General features: G+C 33.6%; 23 protein-coding genes and 1 pseudogene. 21 read left to right on the top strand and 3 right to left on the bottom strand.

Features of this window, described 5'->3' with window-relative positions; genetic code table 11:
• Positions 1-190: 190 nt before the first annotated feature.
• Entirely contained in the window at positions 191-463 is a 273-nt protein-coding gene (locus tag DHD80_RS01680; RefSeq protein ID WP_251739143.1) for an STELLO glycosyltransferase family protein, read from the bottom strand.
• A 187-nt stretch (positions 464-650) separates the two neighbouring features.
• Positions 651-1,175 (bottom strand): hypothetical protein, encoded by a 525-nt coding sequence (locus tag DHD80_RS01675; RefSeq protein WP_251739142.1) that lies wholly within the window; start codon positions 1,173-1,175, stop codon positions 651-653.
• Positions 1,176-1,603: 428 nt separating this feature from the next.
• On the opposite strand from DHD80_RS01675, the gene DHD80_RS01670 reads away from it, so the two are divergent.
• The 13 genes and pseudogenes from DHD80_RS01670 to DHD80_RS01610 all read left to right on the top strand — a co-directional run bounded on the left by DHD80_RS01670 (position 1,604) and on the right by DHD80_RS01610 (position 13,036).
• Entirely contained in the window at positions 1,604-2,869 is a 1,266-nt protein-coding gene (locus DHD80_RS01670; protein WP_251739141.1) for an ABC transporter ATP-binding protein, read from the top strand.
• Position 2,870: 1 nt separating this feature from the next.
• A complete protein-coding gene (locus DHD80_RS01665; RefSeq protein ID WP_251739140.1) occupies positions 2,871-3,806 on the top strand; it encodes a hypothetical protein in 936 nt (311 codons plus the stop codon).
• Positions 3,793-4,677, top strand: coding sequence for an FkbM family methyltransferase (locus DHD80_RS01660; RefSeq protein WP_251739139.1), 885 nt, complete (start codon positions 3,793-3,795; stop codon positions 4,675-4,677). The genes DHD80_RS01665 and DHD80_RS01660 overlap by 14 nt, the downstream gene beginning before the upstream one ends.
• 1 nt (position 4,678) lies before the next feature.
• Positions 4,679-5,755 (top strand): glycosyltransferase family 1 protein, encoded by a 1,077-nt coding sequence (locus DHD80_RS01655; RefSeq protein WP_251739138.1) that lies wholly within the window; start codon positions 4,679-4,681, stop codon positions 5,753-5,755.
• An 18-nt stretch (positions 5,756-5,773) separates the two neighbouring features.
• Positions 5,774-5,872, top strand: a pseudogene (locus DHD80_RS01650) (hypothetical protein); the annotation flags it as partial.
• 140 nt (positions 5,873-6,012) lie between these two features.
• Entirely contained in the window at positions 6,013-6,834 is an 822-nt protein-coding gene (locus DHD80_RS01645; RefSeq protein WP_279346973.1) for a glycosyltransferase family 2 protein, read from the top strand.
• A 30-nt stretch (positions 6,835-6,864) separates the two neighbouring features.
• On the top strand, positions 6,865-7,740 hold the full coding sequence (locus tag DHD80_RS01640) for a glycosyltransferase family 2 protein (protein WP_251739136.1): 876 nt from the start codon (positions 6,865-6,867) through the stop codon (positions 7,738-7,740).
• Complete coding sequence (locus tag DHD80_RS01635; RefSeq protein WP_251739135.1) at positions 7,737-8,615, top strand: glycosyltransferase family 2 protein; 879 nt, start codon at positions 7,737-7,739, stop codon at positions 8,613-8,615. Before DHD80_RS01640 ends, DHD80_RS01635 begins: the two co-directional genes overlap by 4 nt.
• Positions 8,616-8,619: 4 nt before the next feature.
• Positions 8,620-9,666, top strand: coding sequence for a hypothetical protein (locus DHD80_RS01630; RefSeq protein ID WP_251739134.1), 1,047 nt, complete (start codon positions 8,620-8,622; stop codon positions 9,664-9,666).
• Positions 9,663-10,490, top strand: coding sequence for a glycosyltransferase (locus DHD80_RS01625; protein WP_251739133.1), 828 nt, complete (start codon positions 9,663-9,665; stop codon positions 10,488-10,490). The genes DHD80_RS01630 and DHD80_RS01625 overlap by 4 nt, the downstream gene beginning before the upstream one ends.
• Before the next feature lie 11 nt (positions 10,491-10,501).
• Entirely contained in the window at positions 10,502-11,263 is a 762-nt protein-coding gene (locus tag DHD80_RS01620; RefSeq protein WP_251739132.1) for a class I SAM-dependent methyltransferase, read from the top strand.
• A gap of 24 nt (positions 11,264-11,287) precedes the next feature.
• Complete coding sequence (locus DHD80_RS01615) at positions 11,288-12,082, top strand: hypothetical protein (protein WP_251739131.1); 795 nt, start codon at positions 11,288-11,290, stop codon at positions 12,080-12,082.
• Between the two features lie 9 nt (positions 12,083-12,091).
• On the top strand, positions 12,092-13,036 hold the full coding sequence (locus DHD80_RS01610) for a glycosyltransferase family A protein (RefSeq protein ID WP_251739130.1): 945 nt from the start codon (positions 12,092-12,094) through the stop codon (positions 13,034-13,036).
• Here DHD80_RS01610 and wecB read toward each other — a convergent pair.
• Entirely contained in the window at positions 13,026-14,108 is a 1,083-nt protein-coding gene (wecB, locus tag DHD80_RS01605) for a UDP-N-acetylglucosamine 2-epimerase (non-hydrolyzing) (protein WP_251739129.1), read from the bottom strand. The two genes, DHD80_RS01610 and wecB, sit on opposite strands and share 11 nt — an antisense overlap.
• A 154-nt stretch (positions 14,109-14,262) precedes the next feature.
• On the opposite strand from wecB, the gene DHD80_RS01600 reads away from it, so the two are divergent.
• From DHD80_RS01600 to asnB, 8 genes are all read left to right on the top strand, one after another.
• The gene (locus tag DHD80_RS01600; protein ID WP_251739128.1) at positions 14,263-15,504 is read left to right on the top strand and encodes a UDP-glycosyltransferase; all 1,242 of its coding nucleotides are present in this window, start codon (positions 14,263-14,265) and stop codon (positions 15,502-15,504) included.
• Positions 15,505-15,755: 251 nt separating this feature from the next.
• Positions 15,756-16,649: a glycosyltransferase gene (locus tag DHD80_RS19980; protein ID WP_251739127.1), complete on the top strand. Its 894-nt coding sequence runs from the start codon at positions 15,756-15,758 to the stop codon at positions 16,647-16,649.
• Positions 16,650-16,684: 35 nt separating this feature from the next.
• Complete coding sequence (locus DHD80_RS01590) at positions 16,685-17,836, top strand: hypothetical protein (protein WP_251739126.1); 1,152 nt, start codon at positions 16,685-16,687, stop codon at positions 17,834-17,836.
• Positions 17,837-17,862: 26 nt separating this feature from the next.
• Complete coding sequence (locus tag DHD80_RS01585; RefSeq protein ID WP_251739125.1) at positions 17,863-18,939, top strand: glycosyltransferase family 2 protein; 1,077 nt, start codon at positions 17,863-17,865, stop codon at positions 18,937-18,939.
• 2 nt (positions 18,940-18,941) lie between these two features.
• On the top strand, positions 18,942-19,949 hold the full coding sequence (locus DHD80_RS01580; RefSeq protein WP_251739124.1) for an N-acetylneuraminate synthase family protein: 1,008 nt from the start codon (positions 18,942-18,944) through the stop codon (positions 19,947-19,949).
• Positions 19,950-20,045: 96 nt separating this feature from the next.
• Positions 20,046-21,203 carry a UDP-N-acetylglucosamine 2-epimerase gene (neuC, locus tag DHD80_RS01575; RefSeq protein WP_251739123.1) on the top strand — a complete coding sequence of 386 codons (1,158 nt, stop codon included), beginning with the start codon at positions 20,046-20,048 and terminating at the stop codon, positions 21,201-21,203.
• On the top strand, positions 21,203-21,895 hold the full coding sequence (locus DHD80_RS01570; protein ID WP_251739122.1) for an acylneuraminate cytidylyltransferase family protein: 693 nt from the start codon (positions 21,203-21,205) through the stop codon (positions 21,893-21,895). Before neuC ends, DHD80_RS01570 begins: the two co-directional genes overlap by 1 nt.
• Positions 21,895-23,607 carry an asparagine synthase (glutamine-hydrolyzing) gene (gene asnB, locus DHD80_RS01565; RefSeq protein ID WP_279346972.1) on the top strand — a complete coding sequence of 571 codons (1,713 nt, stop codon included), beginning with the start codon at positions 21,895-21,897 and terminating at the stop codon, positions 23,605-23,607. Before DHD80_RS01570 ends, asnB begins: the two co-directional genes overlap by 1 nt.
• Positions 23,608-23,653: the final 46 nt, after the last annotated feature.

Raw genomic sequence — 23,653 nt, 5'->3', positions numbered from 1 at the left:
TAAGCTTATGAAAAGCTACATCAATGAATAACCTGCAAAGCAAAAGGTGAATATTATTTATTACTCACGAAACTTCAAGGAATGGTGCCCCAACTAATATTACAGGTGTGAGTTACAACATAGATGCATTAAAAGTTTATGCACCAAAACGATTGTCCTAGAAAATGGGGCGGTTGTTTGTGAAGAGCTTTTAATCCTGTAAATATTTTACATCACTTAACCAGGCCTTTAGCGTAATTAATTCCTTTTGTAGAACTATATCATGTTTTAATAAAGCCTCATATGCCAATAATAAATTATCAGTTAATTGCTTTTCAGGTGATATCACAGTGCTCACAATTTCTATTATTTCATCACAGTGTTTGTACATAGGGGTTTCTGAAATAAAATCTTTAATATAATCATGAGGATTCCTTTTCTGTATAACGCTGGCATTTGTAAAACCTAGCTGATAGTTAACCACATAATTGGTTGAGCAACCAGACCTCTTAAAATATCAATAAAGCGGAAGGTGACATATGAAGGCAAATATAATAAGGGGAATAATTGCTTAATGATAATTGTATTTTGAGTGTTAAATGGACATATAGTCCCTTTAGACAGGACAACTGGTGCTCTATCGTTAAAATAGCATAGCTCACACTGGTTAATCAATATATAGCATCTACATCAGGGTCTTCGTCTGCTAATCCCTGCCAGATTCCAACATTACAATTTTTCTCATTGAGGAGTACCTTAAAATCAAATCGTTTATTGATCAAATTCAAAGGTAATCCTCTTGGCCATATTTTTTGATCGGTAAAAAGCTGATATATATTAACAAATCCTTCATTTTCTTCTATACAGTCATATTTGTGTTCATTTAATGGAAAACTCCAGTTTTGTTTAGGAATATTATCATCATCGGTATCTATTCTTAAATCAGCCTTATTTTCCATTGCCAATAAATAACCCAGCATTTTCCTTGAATAATGATTGTAAGGTAGGTGTTGAGTTAACTGATAGCCCAATTTGTTTTGCTCATCTATGGACAAGTAGGTAGTATTTTCACAGTGCCAGTTTTCAGGGGATTTTTCATCGCCAACTACAATGAGATCATAGTCTTTAAATTTGGCAAAAGCCTTAACCGCTTCAGTTGGTTCAAAAATACTGGTTATGATGATAGATCTTTTCATTGTATTTCTTTCGATAAATTAGTTTGGCTTGACGTATAATGTTGTAAGCTTCCCTTAAATTAGAACTGCCTAATTTTTTATATAAAAATTGTCTTTTGGGGCATTATGCCGTGTAGGGCTTTCAACTAAAGGCAGGTTTAAGGAGCTTGATAGCTCATTTTCCCATTCATAGATAATATGCCAGCTAGGCCAGTTTTGATAGTGTCTGTCAGAAAGAATTCTGGTTAACTTCATAAAAATCTTATGTTATCCCTGGTTTTAGTTAAACTATACCCTACAACTGTAGTTGAATTCTTGTTAGATTATAATTAAAACAACCTATCTGTAAACAATAAAACTATAAATTTAAAAAAATAGGCTTATTGCTAGCCTATTTTTTTATTTTACACCTAAATTTACTCCCTTATAATTTTTTTTAAGCCCTGTTAATGAGCACAATTCTAAAAGCCGAAAATATTAGCAAACAATACCGCCTGGGAACCGTAGGATCGGGAACCCTGGGCGATGACCTTAAACGCTGGTGGTATGGAATTAGAGGAAAAGAAGATCCATTTCTACAAGTGGGAGCGGTGAATGACAGAAGCTCTGTGGCAAATGAAGATTACGTTTGGGCACTCAGGGATATCAATTTTGAGGTAAAGCAGGGAGAGGTTTTAGGGATCATAGGGAAGAACGGAGCTGGAAAATCCACCTTGCTCAAATTACTTTCACGGGTGACCGCTCCTACTACCGGAAGTATAAAAACCAGAGGCCGAATCGCATCTTTACTGGAGGTGGGCACCGGCTTTCATGGCGAACTTACCGGCCGGGAGAATATCTTTATGAATGGCGCCGTACTGGGAATGACCAAAACAGAGATCAAAAATAAGCTCGATGAGATCATCGCCTTTTCGGGATGCGAAAAATATATTGATACACCTGTAAAAAGATATAGCAGTGGGATGACCGTTAGGCTTGGCTTTGCCGTAGCAGCACATTTAGAGCCGGAAATTTTAGTGGTAGACGAAGTGCTGGCCGTGGGGGATGCTGAATTTCAAAAAAAGGCTATCGGAAAAATGAACTCTTTATCCAAAGGAGAAGGGAGAACCGTTTTATTTGTAAGTCACAACATGGCTAGCGTTAAAAGTTTGTGTACCAAAACTATTGTTCTGGAAAATGGGACTGTAGTTTTTGAAGGGGATTCGAGTGAGGGAATAGACCACTATCTTCAATTAAATAAAAATTCAGGCTTTGTTGGAGAATACTCAAAACATGTAGAAGAATCCGGAATACAAAGTCTTCAATTATTGGATAAAGGCAACAATAACCGGGCTGAATTTAGTTTCGATGAAACTATCAGTATTAATTCAAAAATTAAAATCAAGCAGAAACACTTGAATGCTCATCTGGGATTTAGAGTAATAGACAAAAATGAGAAAATCATATTTTCATCTGAAATTAAATTATCAGATAAAATTGAAAATGAAGGACATCATGCTTTTAAGGTTGAAATTCCCGCGTCTTTATTAGTCCCTGGTTTTTATACTCTAAGCTTTGCTTTACATCAGCCTAATATTAAGGTTTTAGACTATCTTGAAAATTGTCTTTCTTTTCACATTGTTGAAACTGGCTCTGATTTTCATATTTATCAGGGACAAGATTTCGGATGCATATTTGTTGATTGTTCCTGGAAAAAAATAAATACAACCAATTGAAGTGAAAAAGTTACTTAAAAAAATATACCGAAAGGGCTTAGAAGGGGATGTTCCAGCCAGGAAATCAGATTGTGTGAATTGTGTAACATCTTTTATGTATACAAATATTATGTTGCAAAATGGAAAGATCTGGTCTGAGCTTCTTAAGCAAAAAAACATAGAATCTATACAGGATGCTGAATTTAAGGTTTTTTCTCAATGGGGAGATGATGGAATTATTCAATATCTAATTAACTACTTAGATATTAAAAACAAAACATTTATTGAGTTTGGGGTAGAAGATTATCAGGAAGCTAATACAAGGTTTCTTTTAATTAATAACAATTGGTCTGGCTTGGTAATGGATGGTAATGAAAATAATATCGTAAAAATTAAAAGTGACGAGATTTATTGGAAATATGATTTGGAGGCAAAAGCTGCATTTATAACGGCTGAAAATATTAATCAACTTATCAAAGAAGAAGGGATCGATGGTGAAATAGGATTGTTACATATTGATATTGATGGTAATGATTACTGGATTTGGAAAGCTTTAGAAGTTGTGAATCCAATAATAGTAATCGTTGAATATAATAGTGTGTTTGGCAGCGAGAGAGCTATAACAATTCCGTATAAAGCAGATTTTAATTGGACAGAGACTCATTATAGTAATCTTTATTTTGGAGCATCAATTCCGGCTTTTTATGATTTGGCTAAGGAAAAAGGTTATGATTTTATAGGCTGCAATAGCGCTGGTAATAATGCTTATTTTGTAAAAAAAGATTCTTTAAAGAATTTGAAACCACTAACAGTGCAAGAAGGTTTTGTTAAGTCAAAATTTAGGCAATCCAGAGATCAAAATGGAAATTTAAATTACTTAAAAACAGAAGAACAGTTTACTACATTAAAAGAGCTTCCTGTTTATAATACTAGATCGAAAAAAGTTGAAACTATCTAAATATATCTTTAAAACTAAAAAAATAAATATTGATTCTATTTATCAAATAGGGAGTTATGAATTGAGACTACCACATAATCATCCATTACCAGGGTTTCAAAAAAATCATAGGTTATATGATAGGTTTCTACCAATTCTTGTTAAGTACTTAAACCCAGAAGGTATTATAGTTGATGTTGGTGCCAACATAGGTGATACGACAATAGCAATACTACAAAACTGTAAAAATTCAATTTTTGCTATTGAACCATCGGCTATATTTTTTCCTTATTTAGAGAAGAATGTAAATAAATTACCTTTATCCGAAAAGAAAAGAATTTCCTGCTTCAAAAAATTTATTGGTACTGGAAATATTAAAGGAGAGTTTTCACATGGTAATGGAACGGCAAGGATAAAAGAAAAGATTAATTCGAGTTCAATTAATTTCACCTCACTTGCAGAAATAGTCAATAATCAAAGTTCTATTGAATTAATTAAAGTTGATACTGATGGATATGATTATGATGTTTTAATTTCATCTGAAGAAATATTAAAGCAATCAGAACCAATTATTTTTTGGGAGAATCAAATGTTTGAAGATTTTCAAGCGAAAGGTTTTGCAGAACTTTATGATAGATTATGGGATATTGGATATAAGTATATATTTATATTTGACAACTTTGGAAATTTATTGTTAGAATTATCTGATTTTGAAACGTTAAAAAAAATAAATTCCTATGTTTCTACAATGGATATGGGAGATTCTACCAGAACTTTTTTTTATACTGATATCCTGGCAACTACAGAAAAGAATTTTTCTAAGACACAACTCGCGATAACAAATTTTAAAAAAGATTGGATAAATAAAACAAGTAAAAATTCGAAAAACTAAAGTGAAAGTACTTATAGATAATCAGGTTTACGAAAATCAAAAATTCGGAGGTATTAGTCGATATTTTAATGAGTTGCAGCGTGAAAATGGTAATATGGAAAGAATGCCACTTTTTCAACATAAACCTTCAGTAAAAAAAAGTATATATGATAGGCTAAGGTCTAAATTTAAACTTATTCCTGTTATAACTAAACAGGAATTTTCGAGTAAAGATGAGTTTTATAATGCTCAATTAAATAAGCTGGATTATGATGTTTTTCATCCAACATATTATGATAACTATTTTTTAAATAGCCTTAAAAAACCATTTGTGCTCACGGTTCATGATATGATTCACGAAAAGTATCCTGAATACTTTGGTACCAGTCCTGATTCAATAAACAAACGCCGACTTTGTGATGTGGCAGATAGAATAATTGCTATCTCAGAAACAACAAAAAAAGATATCATAGATATTTTTGGGACTTCGGGAGATAAAATAAAGGTAATTCACCACGCTACTAATTTTCAATCTATTCAGTCTTTAAAACCTCCCTTTAATTATGAGGAAAAAGAATATCTTTTATTTACTGGGAATCGTAATGCTTATAAAAATTTCTTAACTTTTTTGATTGCTGTAGCTCCCTTGCTCAATAAAAATAAAAACCTGATCCTTATTTGTACGGGGTCTGGCTTCAATGACATTGAAAAAAAATGGATTAATGATCTCCAACTTAATCACGGAGTAAAACATTATTACTGTAGTAATGACAATGAGTTAGTGTATCTATACCAGAATGCGAAATGTTTTGTATTTCCATCTTTGTATGAAGGTTTCGGGTTACCACTGTTAGAAGCTTTTGCCGGTAAATGTCCGGTAGTAAGTAGCTCAGGAGGATCATTAAAGGAAATTGCCGGTGACGCAGCGGTTTATTTTGATCCTAAAGACATTAAATCTATAAGGAACTCTATTTACAAAGTAATATCTGACAAAGGATTACAAGAGGAATTAATAAAAGCGGGAGAAAACCGATTGAATGGTTTTTCATGGGAGAAGTGTCGGAAAGAAACTATGGATCTATATTTAAGGGTAATTTAATTTAGAACAACAATATCTATGGACTTAAAGCCATATAATAAAAAAGTCCTAATTCTAGGAATTACAGGTCAGTATGGTGCTTACCTCGTAGAATCCCTGCTTAAAAAAGGCTATAAGGCGGTGTCAAACGTCGATCTTTCATGTTTAATAAGAAAGGATAGATCTCTATATCAGGATCTGAAAAGGATGTCAAGATTAAACTGTATAATAGAAATCTAACCAGCATATTTCAGATTTCAGTATAAATTTTAAATAAAATGTCTAAGCTGCCGCTAATATCTATTATTACTGTAAACCTGAACGATCTGGAAGGTCTTAAAAATACGATGACAAGTGTTTCTGAGCAAACCTGGCAGGAATTTGAATTTATAGTTATAGATGGAGGCTCTACCGATGGCAGTAAAGAATATCTTGAATCCCATCAACACAAAATAGATCTTTGGGTAAGTGAACCGGATAGGGGAATCTATAATGCAATGAATAAAGGTATTGGAATGGCTTCTGGGGAATATTTGTTGTTTTTGAATAGTGGTGATTCACTTTGTAATGAAGATATATTATCCAAAGTATCGCGAGGCTTATCAGCTGGTTTAGATATATATTACGGCAATGTTTTTTTAATTGGAAAGGGAAGAGAAAATGAACTACTGACTTTACCGGAAAAACTAAGTTTCAGTTTCTTTTGTGTTAGTACAATAACACATCAGGCGGCTTTTATAAAGAAATCTCTTTTTGAAAGTATTTCTTACTATAATGAGGATTATAGATTAGTGTCTGATTGGGAATTCTTTATTTGTGCTATCTGTAAATATAATTCTAGTTATTATCATTTAGATATGCCGGTGGTAAATTATGATAATAATGGATTATCAAGTGGATTAAATTTTGAGCTTTTACTCGATGAAAGAAATGACGTTTTGACAAAAAAATTTCCTCTTTTTATGAGTGATTATTTTAAGATGGTTGAAGCGGAGCAAAAAATAAAATCAAAAAGGTTTCAGGCTTTTTCGAAATTAGAAACAAAAACACTGGCAAGAAAAATCAACTCCGTCTTGTTCAAATTATTTAAATGCTATTAAGGTAAATAATACCTGATTAATTAAATTTTAATGAACCCACTAATTTCTATTATTATTCCTACTTATAACCGGGGTCATCTAATTGGAGAGACTCTGGACTCTGTTTTAAGGCAAACCTATAACAATTGGGAATGTCTTATCATTGATGACGGTTCAGAAGATAACTCCGAAGAAATTGTCAACGCTCTTAATGATCAGAGATTAATATATTATTATAAAAACCATGGAGAAAGGAGCTCGGCCAGAAACTACGGGTTAGAAAGAGCTCAGGGAAAGTATATACAATTTCTTGATTCTGATGATTTACTGCATAAAAAGAAACTGGAAATATCAGTATTTGAAGCTGAGAAGAATTATACGAAAGAAAAAATCATAATACTGTCTAATTTCCAAGTATTGATGGACTCCAGTAATATTACATCAAATCCCTACTGTGAAATAAATGAAAATCTTCTAAATTATAAAGATATACTTTACAAATGGGATGATATTTTCACCATACCAATTCATTGTGGACTATTCGATTGCAGATTGTTTGAGGAATTTAAATTTCCAACCTATATAAATTACAAAGAAGATTGGTTAATGTGGCTTTCACTTTTTCAGCAAGATGTTAAATTCTATTTTATCGATGAACCGTTGGCGTTTTATAGAATACGTAAAAGTATTTCCCAAGAGGAAAAAGTTAGTAATATAAAAAAGGAAATGCGAGTGCTTCAATATCTAGGAGAATTCATACCTGCAAAGGACTGTGCTGATTTTTATTTTTATACGATAGAGAAGAAATATAATCAAATTTTACAACTTCAAAGGTCTTTAAATAATCACAAAAAGACTAGAACATACAAATTTTCCCGAGTATTAAATAATTTAATTACTCACTTTAGAGATAAATATCAGCAATGAAAAAAAAAAGAATCTATGCAATTATTCTTAATTATAATTCAGCTGATGAGTCTATAAGACTTTTTAAGGATTTGAGAAATTTACATCCCAACGATTTAGGGATTCTGGTAATTGATAATAGTTCCAATCCTACGGAAAGGACCAAACTTGAAGATAAGATTCCTCAAAAATATTTAATATTTAATTCGAAAAATCGGGGATATGCTGGGGGGAATAATGTGGGAATTGAACATGCCCTCGAAAAGAATGCAGAATATATTTGGATACTGAATCCCGATATTCGAATAGAAAATACCAGTCTTCTGATTTTAAAAGAGACGCTTGAGAAAGATAAAACCCTGGCTGCTGTCGGTCCTCGAATTATAAAAAGGGAAAATCCCGATACGATTTTTTCTGATGGAGAGTTAATTGATACCAGCATAAACTTCCATACAATTCATAAGAACTTTAACAAGAAAATAAATAGCCAGTCTGTAATACTAGATTATGATATCGATTATATAGACGGTAGTTGTATTCTGTTTAATTCACAGGCTATTAAGAAGGTAGGGCGTATTTCTGAAGATTACTTCTTGTATTTTGAAGAAACTGACTGGTGCACCAGGGCAAAAAGACTTGGGTGGAAACTTGCAGTGAACCGTAGAGCATTGGCTAATAATCTCACCAGTGAAAAAAAAGAAACCTATCATTATTTCTACACCAGGAACAAACTCCTTTTTTCTAAAAAATTTGATCTCAATTATGAATCCTTAAAGAAAAGGGAGATCAAAACAATTGTAAACGAGTTAAGAAGCAGACTTAAAGGAGAATATTTAAAGCCATATTTTTTTTCACGGCTCAAAGGATTGATCGCGGGAATAACACAGAAAATATAAAAATTTGAAAATATTCCTTCCTTTTAAAAAAGACATTAATCCCTACCTGGAGAATACACAAAAACTTTCTCAACATGAATATATTTACTCAAATTTCAGAGATTATAGGGTAGATTTTGATATTGTAAATATTCATTGGCCAGAAGCAATATTTGGATGGCACGAGCCTTCAGAAGCTGAATTAGCTGAATTAAAGACAGCATTTTCAAATTGGAGAAAGCATTCTGTATTGGTCTATACATTGCATGATGACAAAAGGCATAAGGGCATGACCCGAAATTTCAAAAAATTATTTCAGCTGGTAGAAAATTATGCGGAGGTCTTTATTCATTTAGGAGAGTACAGCAAAGTAATATACCAGCAAAAATTTCCTGAGGCTGTTCATAAAACCATAAATCATCCATTGTATGAAGATGCATATCCAATTTATGACAAAGGAGTCGCAAGGGATAACCTGCAAATTGATCAGGCGGCAAAGGTAATTATAGTCCCTGGGAATATCAGAAATGATAAGGAAAAAAAGATGGTTTTAAGGTCTTTTAAAAGTCTCAAATTTGAAAATAAGGTCTTGATAGCTACAGGTATGAGGGCCGAACTAAAATTTGATTTTCCCGGTCGTGTGAGGTTGAAAAAGATTATTGATGTAAAAGAGCAAAAGGCTAAATGGTTTAAAGAAAAATATCAGCCTCCTGAATATTATTTTAGTTATAAAAGGATATCTTCACGGGAGCTTGGTTTAAAAATGTCTGCAGCAGATATCGTATTAATACCCAGAATTAATAATTTGAATTCAGGACTGTTTTTTTTAGGCTTAACTTATAAGAAAGTGCTGCTGGGGCCGGAGATAGGAAATATCGAGGAACAACTTCGTAAATTCAATTTTCCTGTTTTTGACCCTTCTTCAATACGTTCGATTAAAATGAAAATTCATGAGGCTTTTGAATTATCCAAATCGGGGTATTCATGGGAGGAAGATAAATTAAATGCTTATAAGGTTAAAGAAGTAGTTCAGGAACTGGATAAATTTATGATTAAAATATGTAATTTATGAGTTCTAAGGTCTCCATAATCATACCATGTTATAATGATCACGAATTCATAGAGAAGAGCGTTAACTCGGCAATTGTTCAATCTTATCCTAACAAGGAAGTGATAGTGGTAGACGACGGCTCTAATAATAAGACAAAAGCCGTTTTAAAAAAGTTAGAGTCAAAGATTGATCATTTGATTACTCAAGATAATTTAGGTGTGAGCTCGGCTAGAAATAGAGGAATAAAAAGTTCATCAGGAAAATATATTTTGAACCTGGACAGTGATGATTATTTTGAGTCAGAGTTTTGCGAAAGAGCTGTAACCGAATTTCAGAAGGATCAGGATATAGAAATCGTAACCTGTTTTGCGAATTGGTTTAGGAATGAAAAGGAGTATAAATTATTCAAACCTAGAGGAGGGGGACTAAAAAATATTTTAGTCAATAATGTAGCTATGGGATCTTCTATGTTTTTAAAGGAGCGTTGGCAAGATGTAGGCGGTTACGATGAAACTATGGTTGATGGCTATGAGGATTGGGAGTTTTATATAAGGCTTTTGAAGGACGGCGGGAAAGCAATGGTGATCCCTGAGATTCTGTTTAATTATCGCAATAAAGTAAAATCGAGAAACGATAATGCAAATTCTCTAAAATACGAACTTAGACAATATATCTATTTAAAACATTCAGAATTATATAAAGACCATTTTAAGTCTTTCGTAATTCATATGATGAATATGATGAGAAAGGAGGAACTGGATAAACAAAAATCCCTGGAAAGTTTAGAACATAAGCTTGGAGAAAGAATATTATGGCCTTTCAGAAAAATTAAAAACTTAAAATGAACTCTTTGTTGATGAATTATAAGAGATTTATACCTGATCCTTTAATTAGCTATATGAGGGGTAAAAAACAATACTTCCTGGGTAAGTATTACCGTAATGATCTAACAAAATTGGCCCAGCTTCATTTATGCGATAAATGGGGTACGCACTTTTATACACCTCACTACGATTCTCATTTTAAGAATTTTCAAAATAAGAATATTAAGCTTCTTGAAATAGGAGTTGGGGGATACAAAAATCCAGATAGGGGAGGAGCTTCACTTAGAATGTGGAAGGATTATTTTAAAAAAGGTGAAATTTATGCTATCGATATTCATGATAAATCTTTACTGGAAGAAAATAGGATAAAAATTTTAAAAGGTAGCCAGACCGATACACAGTTCTTAGACCGAATTTGTAATGATATAGGAGAAATAGATTTCATTATAGATGATGGGAGTCATATGAACGAAGATATCGTGAAATCTTTTGAACATCTTTTTCCGAAACTTAAAACAGGGGGGATTTACGTGGTTGAAGACCTCCAGTGTGCTTATTGGCCCTGGTATGGAGGTGATAGCGAGGATATGGACAACCCTTTAAGTGCAGTAAATTTTTTTAAAAGTTTAATTCATGGAATCAATCATGCAGAATTCTTAAAACCTGGCTATGAGCCAAATTATTTTGATCAAAATATAACTTCTATGCATATTTATCACAATATTATATTTATTCATAAAGGTGATAATACAACGCCATCCAGTCACCTTATTAATAATAGACTTCCCCATTAGATAGTCAGACTAATCTTTATTAGATTGAAAATTAATCCAGATAAAATAACCATAGCAACTACTGTAGGTAATTGGGATCTTTACCAAAAAACGGTAAAATCCTTTCCTGAGAGAGTTAAAAAATATGCAATAGACGGAAGTAAAGGATTTTATGGATTGAGAAGCCTAATATATATCATTAAGAAATTGAAATCTGAGGATATGGAATGGTTGATCCTGGCTGATGAGGATGTGGTTTTCACACAGCCCGATAGGACGTTTTCACTTATAAACTTCATGAAAGAACATGATTATACCGTTTGCGGAATGAGAGATGGGGGGACTTTACACTGGCGTAATGAGAACCCCTTCTCTATTAATACATACTTCACCATTTTAAATTTACAGAAGGTTTATGAAATTTTTGATGAGAAAGAAATATATCAGAATCAATACATCCTGGAGAATGAATTTGACCAGGATTTGAATAAAGTCAATTTTCAGAATTATAAACCTTTTTCACTTTTTGAAGAATACTATTGTTTCTTTTTCTGGTTGCTAAGAAATGGAAAAAAATTTTTTTATTTAAATGCCGATAACCCTTCAAATGATGAAACTACTGCGGTATTTGATAATGAAGGAGAAATTTTTTTATATCACGCTTGGTATGCCCGGTTCTATAATGAAAATAAGATCCATACCGAGAGAATAGAAGATATGTTGAAAAAGGGGAAATATGTAGAGCAAACATCCTCTCCAATTATTATAAAAGATCGATATTATCATCTAAGGTATTTTTTCTATAAGATCTACAGGGATATTTTAAGAAAATTGCGCTAACAAGAATATATGGCCAAAAGTAAAATCACTCCTGTAGTTTCAATAATAATGGCTACCTATAACAGGCTCCATTATATAGAGGAGTCTTTGATTGCGATTACGAATCAAAGTTTTAAAAACTGGGAATGCATCATAATTGATGATGGAAGCAGTGATGGAACAAAGGAATTTTTGGAATCATTTATTCGAACTGATTCCAGATTTAAATATTACCGAAGAACTAATGATTTTGCTAAAGGTCTTCCCGGTTGCAGGAATATGGGATTGGAAAACGCCATAGGTAAATCCATAGTTTTTTTTGATGATGATGATATAGCGCATCCAGATTGTTTAAGATGGAGTTTTGAAGAATTGGTTAAAAATGACGCGGATTATTGCAGATATGGAAGAAGCGTATTTTTCAACAATTTTAGGAGGGAGTTTGATCGACGACAGAATTATAGTGTGAGTGAACATAATCCACTTAAAGTTGAAAATATGATAACTGGTAGAATACCTTTTAATTCCTGCCAGGTTTTGTGGCGAACAGAAATTTTTAAGAATGAAAAATTTAATGAAAGTTTGTTGTTTGCAGAAGAATGGGAATTATATACTCGATTATTGCTGAAGGAACCGAAAGGAATTAGCATCGATAAGAATTTATACTTTGGAAGAAAGCATTCAGAATCAAATACAGGAGAATTCAAGAATTCAAACTCAATACGGGTTAAATCCAAAGTAGATGCGGCCATTTCGATTGTGAATCATTTAACAAAGGCGGAAAAATTTCCTGAAAATCTCTTTAAATTCTTTATCCAAATGGGATTTGAGTTACAATCTTATTCTCTGATAAAAACGGTTTTAAATAGGACAGACGCAAAATTGATTACTAAATTAAAATATAAAATAGGATTTATATTTTATCCCCTTATTCGACCTTTATTGAAACTTAAGGGTAAAATGATCAGAGCTTAATACCGGCTAAGCCTTGTAATATTCTTTCTCCTGTTTTTCCATCCCAGTATTCTGGAACCTTACCTATCTTCCATTGGCCAGTAGAAATTCTTTCAAAATATTTACTAATTTTATCCGGATCGTTTCCGGCTAATTCATTTGTTCCTTCCCGAACAGTTTCAGGTCTTTCTGTAGACTCTCTGAGGGTTATGCAAGGAACCTTGAAAAATGTAGCCTCTTCTGTGATCCCACCAGAGTCTGTTATTACGGCTTTTGATCTTTCAACCAGATAATTGAATTCGAGGTAACTTAATGGAGAGATAAACCGAATATTCTTTACTTCTGAAGTAAGGGTTTTTATTACTGCCTCTGTTCTTGGATGTACAGGGAAAATTACCGGAAGGCCTTTAGAACTATAGTTTATTTCTGCTAAAATATTTTTGAAAGTTTTCTCCTCATCAACATTATTAGGCCGGTGTAACGTCATGATAAAATATTCTCTCTCATTTAATTTAAAAGTATTCCAACATTCTGGTCTTTTAAAATTCTTCCGATTTTTCACGAGTGTGTCTATCATAGTATTTCCCACAAAATAGATCTGGTTTTCATTTTTACCACTTTTTAGTAAATTATTCGACGCATTTCGTGTAGTGGTGAAGAAATAATCAGAAATACTATCGGTTACAATGCGATTAATTTCTTCAGGCATTGTATTATCCCCAGATCTAATACCTGCTTCAATATGTGCTACCTTAATATTTAACTTCTTAGCTACAATAGAACAGGCCATTGTTGAATTAACGTCACCTACCACGATAACTAGTTCTGGTTTGGACTTCTTTAAAATTTGCTCATAGCCAATCATTATAGCCGCAGTTTGTTCGGCATGAGAGCCACTCCCTACTTCTAAGTTAAAATCGGGTTTAGGAATGCCTAACTCTTTAAAGAAAATACCGCTGAGTTTTTCATCATAATGCTGGCCTGTGTGTATAAGCCTGAAGTCAAAATTATTCCCGATAGACCTATAGGCATAATAAAGAGCGGCGATTTTCACAAAATTAGGTCTTGCGCCGGCAATAAGGTCAATTTTCATTTGTAAATGATTTTCTCAAAACTAATAGAAATTTTTGGCTATTGATTATTCAATTATATTTTATTCCTGAATGTTTAAATTGTGAGAAGCTCTGTTATTCGAACGATAACTCCTGAAATTTATTAGATTTACAGGAGCCATTTAAATAATTGATTTGTCACAAAGAATTTTAATAGTTGCTGAATCTATTGATGTAGAGGACAGTAGCGGTACCAAAGGACGTGTAGCTCTAATTAAAAACCTTTCATTATTGGGTTATGAGGTGACGGTATTCCATTATACCAGGAAAGAAATTAAACTAGAAGGAATTAAAACTATTTCTATTAAAGAAATTCGAAGTGGATTTCTATTTCTTTTAAGCAGACTTGAAAGACAGATAAGGTACAGATTTAGACTAAGGTTGAATAAATATATAGAGAATTATTTTGGATTTTCATTCACCTTGTTAAACGATAGCAACAGTATTGCAAAAGCATTAGGTAAAGTTTCGGTATCAGAATACGATATAATTGTTACATTAAGTAAAGGAGGTAGTTTTAGGCCACACCATTCGGTTCTGAAATTACCCCAATGGCATAAAAAATGGTTGGCTTATATACATGATCCTTATCCCATGCATCACTATCCAAAACCTTATACCTGGCGGGAATCCGGATCTAAAAAAAAGGAAGAGTTTATCAGTGAAATTTCGAAGAATGCAAGATGGTCAGGATTCCCGAGTTTATTGTTGAAAGAATGGATGGGACAATTCCATCCGAACTTTCTAAAAACCGGAGTCATTATTCCGCATCAAAATTTTTATAGTGATACTCCAGATATTGCAATTCCGGAATTTTTTAATCCAAACGAATTTAATTTACTTCATGCCGGGACACTTTTAGGTGCGCGTAATCCTGAATGGTTATTAGAAGCATTTAAAAATTTCATTTCGGAAAATCCCGATGCAAAAGCATGTTCCAAACTCTTATTTATAGGCGGTGAGAACCCTCATGTCTCGGAGAAATCAGCCAATGATAATATTTATGTCAGCAAGGGATACATGAAATTTGAAACAGTTTATAGTTTGCAGAATAAAACAGCTGTAAATATAATTTTAGAAGCAAAATCGAATATAAGTCCTTTTCTTCCTGGAAAGTTCCCACATTGTGTAGAGGCCAATAAACCAATTTTATTACTCGGACCTCAAAAAAGTGAGGCTAAAAGATTACTGGGGAGTGATTACCCCTATTGGAGTGAAATAGACGATATTAATAAAATTAAAGAACATATTGAATCACTTTATTTTCAATGGAAAAATGACAGCTTTAAGGAGATTTCAAATAGAGATTCTCTCTTAGGATATTTAGGGCCGGAATATTTAAAAGGAGTTATAGAATCACTTAATATTTCGCAATGAAAATCTTAATGGTCTCCATATTTGCACCCCACTTTTTTAACTGGACTAACCTTTTAAAATTGTCACATCACGAGGTATATTGGATTGATGTATTTGATTCGAATACCAGGGTAAAAAAAATAGATTTTGTTCATCAGTTCATTGGATGGAAAAACAGAGTTGATTATCCTGGCAGGTATTGGTTAAAAAAAAATATTCCTGCACTATATAGAACGATCAATATGGTTAACCAAAGAGATTTAACGGAGTATGTGGAAGAAAAGATCAAAGAAATTCAACCTGATATTGTCCAGAGTTTTGTGCTCCAGTCTGGAGCATTACCAGTTTTAGAGGTTATGAGAAAATTTCCTGATATTAAATGGGTATATTCTGCCTGGGGAAATGATCTCTATTTTAGACAGCAAAACGAAAAGGACTTAATAAATATTAAAAAAGTCCTGCCGGAGTTTGATTATATGTTTGCTGATTGTAAGCGGGATTTTAAAGTTGCACTTCAACATGGGTTTAAAGGTAAATTCCTTGGGGCTTTTCCTGGTGGAGGAGGATATGATCTTGAAGAGTTTGAAAACCTTATGGAGCCTTATGTAAGACGCAAGGTGATCTTGATTAAAGGATATGAGGGAAAATTGGGGAGATGTAACGTTGTGCTCGAAGGTTTACTAAGCCTAAAGCCTGAATTAGAAGAATATCAAATTGTCGTTTTCGCAGCAAATCAAAAAGTAAAGAACTTCATTTCAAAAACCCGTCTGGATAGATGGGCGAATTTTAAGTGTTATGGAAATATCCCTCATTTTGAAGTAATGAGCTTAATGGGAAGATCAAAAATTTATATTGGTAATAGTATTTCTGATGGTATGCCAAATACTCTTTTAGAAGCTATTGTAATGGGAGCTTACCCAATTCAATCTAATCCTGGTAAGGTTACAGAAGAGATAATAAGTCAGGGGAATGGTGGTGGATTATTAATAGAAAATCCTATGAATTCTAATGAAATTAAAGAATTAATATTACAGGTAATAAACAATCCTGATAAAATTAAGAAGGAGGTACAGTATAGTTTATTAAATATACGTCCACAGCTGGAACGGAGTCGAATTCAATCAGGTGTTATTGCCTGTTATGATCTAATACAAAAAGAATTGTAGATCTAATGATTGTAATATATCCTCAAAAAGTAGAAATGGAAAACGACTCTGTTTTAATTACATCCAGGGTGTTCTTTGATAACAAGGATCATTTTTTATGGTATAAATTCCCTTTAGAATATAAAGAATTCATAATAACTGGAAACCTGGATGCTTTTTTAGTAGGTCTCTTATTCCTTGGTCTTGAAAGGAAAGAAAATATAAAGATCAAAGGGAACGTTTCTGAAAAATTATTTTATACAATCAGGCATTATTTAATTCCCGCACTTGCCAGTGCCAATTCAGAATATGTTAAAATTGATATATTCGCAGATAATCTTAACGGTAATGATTTAAATAAGGCTGCTATAGCTGGTACAGGTTTGTCTTGTGGGATAGATTCATTTGCAACATTTTATGATCATATTGATGAAAAAGGTTCATTTAAGATTGATTATTTTACGTTTTTCAATGTTGGATCTCATGGAGACCTTGGGGGGAGTCATGCCAGAAAGATTTATGAATCAAGGCTTGAGGGAATCAGGAGTTTTGCTGCTCAGGTAAACAAAAAACTTATTACTGTGGATTCTAATTTAAGTGAAATTTTAAAGCTTAATTTTCAACAAAGTCATAGTTTAAGAAATATTTCATGTGCTTTGCATTTACAAAAATTATTTAAGAACTATTTCTACGCTTCAGCCTATAAACTCGATCATTTTAAATTAAACCCCAAAGATACAAGTGATTCAGATTTTCTTTATTTGAGATTTTTAGACACCGAATCCACAAGTTTTTATTCTTCAGTAGCTCAGTATACCCGTGTAGAAAGGACATTAATGGTAGCTGGGTATTCAGATACATATAATTATCTTGATGTTTGTACCAATCCCTGGGAGAATATTGATGAAATTAATTGTTCCAGATGTTATAAATGTTTAAGAACACAATTGACCTTGGACATAGCAGGGAAATTAAAAAATTATGAAGGTGTTTTCGATATTAGTTTATTTAAAAAAATAAAAGCAAGGTATATTGGTGAATTGCTATTTAAGAAAAATAAGTCTCCACTGGACAGGGAGGTTCTTGATTTTATGAAGGAACGAAATTATACTATAGATCCGGAGGTCTATTTTTTTGGAATTTATAGTCTTTATAGGATAAATAAGATCATATTTAAAAAGAATATCAAGAAACTGTTTGGAAGATAAATTTTTCGTAAAAAATAAAATTGAGAATGATCACATTTATATACGCAAACAGAAATCGAGACCTTAATAGAATAAGGCTATCCCTGGATTCTTTACAATCACAAAAAGAAAAAAATTTTTCCGTCAGTTTTGTTGACTATGGGAGTGATCCAAAGTATGTAGATGAATTGGATAGTCTACTTTCAAAATATCCATTTGTTATTTTTTTTAGATTAAATGTCTCCCATTTGCTTTGGAATAAAAGTAAGGCCTTGAATTATGGGATTTTGCAGGTTTCAACTCCTTTTATTTTTATTGCTGATGTAGATCTTCTATTTCATCAGGCGACAACAAAACAGCTTGAAGAAAATTGCGATTTGACAGGTTTTGGTCTTTATTGCCTAAATTATCTTTCTAAGGAGGTTTCGGCAAAATTAATCAAAGAAAATACTTTCACGGATCTTCAGGTTGAAAGAAAAGGAGATGTAAATGGGATGATACTCGCCCCGAAAAAAGCTTTTATTAAGGTTAATGGTTATGACGAATTCTTTCATTTTTATGGAGCTGAAGACGTAGACCTGTTTGATCGTATTGAACGTGCGGGATATAAAAGAAGAAAATATCCTGAGAAATTATTTTACCATTATTGGCATCCTAGTTTCCATGGGTCCGATGATAAAATTATTACTCAAAAACCAAGGGTAGAAAATATCATGCGAATCAATGAGCAGCATTATTTTATGAATAATAAGCTCAAAGTTATCAGGCCAAGAAGACAGCCGGAAATAGGGAGCGTCATCAAAATGGAAAATAGTGATTTGCTGAAAACACCTGATAAAATCTATCATATTAAAAATATTCTTGCTCAGGTTGAACATTTTATCCATGAAGTTATGCCCGCTGAAAAAGGAGTGATTTGTGTAGTTTTTGAAGGAGATCCTTATTTTTTTTCAGTAAAGCATAAGGTAAAAAAGCTATTGAAAAAGCAAACTCAACCTTATCTTTCAATGAAAGAAGTAAATGACATGCTTCTAAAAAAAATAGTATTTGAATACAGGAATGCCAACTATTCTTTTAAAATTGCAGAAGATCTTAAGAGCATAGATTTTAGAATTCAACTCTAAAAATGGGAACACAAATAGAAATAATAGCAGAAGTTGGTCAGGCCCATGAGGGTAGTATAGGAATGGCATTAAGTTATATAGATGCCCTTGCTCAAACAGGATTAGATGCCGTGAAATTTCAGGTACATATTGCCGAGGCGGAGAGTAGTATATATGAGTCTTTCAGGATTAAGTTTTCTAAACAGGATAAGACGAGATTTGACTACTGGAAAAGGATGGAGTTTACTATAGAGGAATGGAAGATTCTAAAAGAAAGATGTGATGAGAAAGGTTTGGAATTTCTGGCATCACCTTTTAGCAATGCTGCGGTAGACTTGTTGGAGGAAATTGGGTTGAAACGTTATAAAATTGGTTCAGGAGAAGTGAATAATTTTCTTCTTCTGGAAAAGATAGCACAAACCGGCAAGTCTATTATTCTTTCTTCCGGGATGAGCTCCTTTGAAGAACTTGATGATACGGTAAGTTTTTTAAGGGAAAGAAAAATAGAATTCTCTGTTTTGCAGTGCACTACCTCTTACCCCACCATACCAGAAAATTATGGGCTAAATGTCATTAATGAACTTAAGGAGCGATATAAGGTGAAAGTTGGATATTCGGATCATTCAGCGAAATTAGAAACCTGCATTGCGGCTACTGCTATGGGTGCTGAAATTCTCGAATTTCACGCCGTATTCAGCAGAAAAAGCTTTGGGCCTGATGCATCTTCCTCCCTGGAAATAGATGAAATTGCGCAACTGGTTTCCTCTGTTAAGAACATTTCAAATGCATTAAAATATCCTGTTGATAAATCTGATAATAGTGCTTTCGGAGAATTGAAGTCAATATTCGAAAAATCTCTTGCTGTAAATAAAGACCTTAAGAAAGGACATATAATAAGGTTTGAAGACTTAGAAACTAAAAAACCTAAAAGAAAAGGCATAGATGTTGCAAACTTTAGAGAGGTAATTGGGCAGGAGCTCAAAACTGACCTCAAGAAATGGGAATTTTTAACCAAAGAACATATTCAATAAGGCATTCATCATTTATACAAATGCGTATTTAGAACGGGAATATCGCTGAAATCCCATCATTTTTTATAATTTTAAAATTACCATAAGTCCACTATAATGCCGAAACGTAAAATCTGTGTAGTAGTTACAGCCCGTCCTTCTTATAGTCGTATAAAATCGGCACTTACTGCAATCAAAGCCCACCCGACTTTGGAACTTCAACTGGTAATAGCCGGCTCTGCTTTGTTAGACCGATATGGGAATGCAGCTGACTTTATTGAAAGGGATGGTTTTAAGGCTGCCGCCAAGGTTTTTATGGTGTTGGAGGGTGAGAATCCTACCACCATGGCTAAAACTACAGGAATAGGAGTTATGGAACTTACTAATGTTTTCTATAACCTTCAACCTGACGCTGTGGTTACCATTGCCGACAGATTTGAGACTATCGCCACTTCAATTGCCGCGGCTTATCAAAACATTCCACTTGTGCATATTCAGGGAGGTGAAGTGACGGGAAGTATTGATGAAAAAGTTCGTCACGCCAATACGAAACTGGCTGATCTTCATCTCGTTTCAAGTGAAGATGCCAGAGGTAGGGTGATCAAATTGGGTGAAGACCCTGAAAAGGTTATAAATACCGGTTGTCCTTCTATAGATCTGGTTAAGGAGATATGTACTGAAGAGAATCTCAATTTCGATCCTATAGAAAAATACGGAGGGGTTGGGGAAGATCTTGACTGGAAAAAAGGTTATGCGGTAGTTATGCAACATCCTGTAACTACCGAATATAAGAAAGCCAGAGAGCATATACTTGAAACTCTTGAGGCAATAAATAAACTGGATTTTCCTGTCTTCTGGTTTTGGCCAAATGTCGATGCAGGCTCAGATGGAACTTCAAATGGGATCAGAACTTTCAGGGAAATGGTTAAGCCAAAAAATATTCATTTTTTCAAGAATATGGATCCCCTGGATTTTTTGAGGCTGCTGAAGCATTCGAGAGTTCTTGTGGGTAATTCCAGCGCCGGGATTAGGGAATGTTCTTACCTGGGAGTACCTGTTGTTAATCTTGGAACCAGACAAAACCGAAGACTGCGTGGTAAAAATGTAAAGGATGTTCCCCACCAAAGAGATAGAATATATGAAGCGGTTAAGGAGGCTTTTCATTCAGATAAACATCCTATTTCCCAAATATATGGAGATGGCGATGCCGGAATTAGAATTGCCGAGATCTTAGCAACATCAGAACTCAGCTTTAGTAAAACCATAAGTTATTAATGAGAATTCTTGGAATAATACCGGCAAGAGGCGGAAGCAAAGGAATTCCTGGAAAGAATATCAAGCTACTTGGAGGAAAACCGCTTTTGGGCTACACTATAGCTTCAGTTTTGGACTCGAAACTGCTTTCAAAATGTATTTTGAGTTCCGATTCTGAAGAAATTATTAAAACAGGGAAACAGCTAGGGGTGGAAGCTCCTTTTATAAGACCGGCTGAATTTGCAAAAGATGATACTCCATCTATTGATGTTGTACATCACACTCTTGCATTTTTCGCTGCATCCAATGAATATTTTGATGCGGTTTGTCTGCTTCAGCCTACAACGCCATTTAGGAGCAAAGGTTTAATAGATGATGCTATCAGGAGATTTGAATCTGGAAGTTATGATTCACTTGTAAGTGTTCGCGAAGTACCCCACGAATTCAATCCACACTGGACATTTGAAGAAAAAAATGGCAGATTACAGATCGCAACTAGAGAGAAGAAAATTATTTCTCGCCGGCAGGAACTACCAATAGCATTCCATCGGGATGGTGCTGTATATCTTACTAAATCAGAGGTTATACTTAAGCAAAACTCCCTTTATGGAGATGCTATCGGGTATGTTGAAAATTCCTATTCAGATTATGTGAATCTTGATACCGAAGCCGATTGGGAGAAAGCAGAGAAAATTTTAAAAGCTAATTCTTAATGTGCGGAATAGCGGGAATTATATCGTCATTTGACAGGAAAGAGACATTAAAAAAAATGCTTGAGTTACAGAGGCACCGTGGTCCCGACAATACTGGTGATTATATCGATAGGGGCTATGCCTTTCTTGGACATAACAGGCTTTCTATTATAGATCTAAGCGATGCAGCGAATCAACCATTTTCTGATAATTCCAGTCGATATCATCTTACTTTTAATGGTGAGATATATAATTACAAGGAATTAAAAGCTGAAATAGGCTCAAAATATATCTTTAGAACAAATTCAGATACTGAAGTCTTACTGGCGTCCTTTATCATTTATGGAAAGAAATGCCTGGAAAAACTAAACGGGATGTTTTCTTTTGCTATCTGGGATACTAAAGAAAAGTCATTATTTGCCGCCCGCGACAGATTTGGAGTTAAACCATTTTATTATTCGGAAGCTGCTGAAGAATTTTACTTTGCCAGTGAGATAAAAGCTATTCGTAGTATAAAATGGGCCAGACCTAATGAAAAAGTATGGGTGAATTATTTTTGTTTTGGCTCATATGGGGCACCTTCAGAAACCTTTTATGAAGATATAGCTCAACTGCCTGCCGGGTATTTTATAGAATATAAAAATTCTAACCTTGATATAAAAAAATGGTATGATTTTCCGGAGCGGATAAAAAATCTTTCGGATAATTATTCCACCTCTCAAATTAAAGAGAAATACTTGGAACTTCTTATCGATTCTGTTAGGTTAAGATTTCGGGCTGATGTTCAGGTTGGGTTCAATATTAGTGGAGGTGTAGATAGTTCTTTATTGCTTTCGCTGGTTAATGATTACCGTAGCAATAAAAAAATTAGAGCCTTTACATTTTATACGGGAGATGAACGTTATGATGAACTGCCATGGGTAGAAGAAATGATTAAACAAACAGGGAATCCTTTGGAAAAGGTTCAGTTAAGGGTAGATGAAGTTCCCAAATATGCAAAATTATTGAGTGACCTTCAGGAGGAGCCTTTTGGAGGAATACCAACAATAGCCTATTCGAAAATTTTTGAAAAAGCCCAGCAACTTAATATAAAAGTACTTATGGATGGTCAGGGAATGGATGAACAATGGGCCGGTTATGATTATTATACTTCTCAATCAGAACAAGTAATCCAGGGAGCTGGTAAAGACAGTTCTTTTAAAACTAACGTGCTTAATAAGGATTTTATTTCCTATGCGCGAAAACCTGAGTATTCCGCACCTTTTGAATCCCGATTAAAAAATGTACAATACCGCGATCTTTTTTATACCAAACTTCCAAGGGCCTTAAGGTTTAACGATCGTATTTCTATGGCCTTTAGTACAGAGTTAAGGGAGCCTTTTCTCGATTATCGCTTAGTGGAACTAGCCTTTTCTCTAGGTGACAATTATAAGATTCAGGGGGGGACGCATAAATATTTATTACGAGAAATTATAAAAGAATTTATTCCAGATAAAATATCGGAGGCTCCAAAAAGGGCATTGCAAACACCGCAAAGAGAATGGTTGGGTAATGAACTTACTGATTTTGTAAATGAAAGTCTGGCTCAGCTGGAACGGTCTGATTTTCAATCATGGTTTGACCATGATCTCATTCAAAAAGAATGGAGACAATATAAAAATGGTAAAAAAAATAATAGTTTTTTCCTGTGGCAATGGATAAATACAAGTCTTATCGCTTCCAGTACTCATTAAACTTCATAGTTTTCTATATTTGAGTTGTCCTATAAACCAAATCTGC

The organism is Gramella sp. AN32, assembly GCF_023718305.1.
Lineage (GTDB): Bacteria > Bacteroidota > Bacteroidia > Flavobacteriales > Flavobacteriaceae > Christiangramia > Christiangramia antarctica.
The sequence above is the reverse complement of the archived record's forward strand: the minus strand, read 5'-3'. Positions and strand labels throughout refer to the sequence as shown.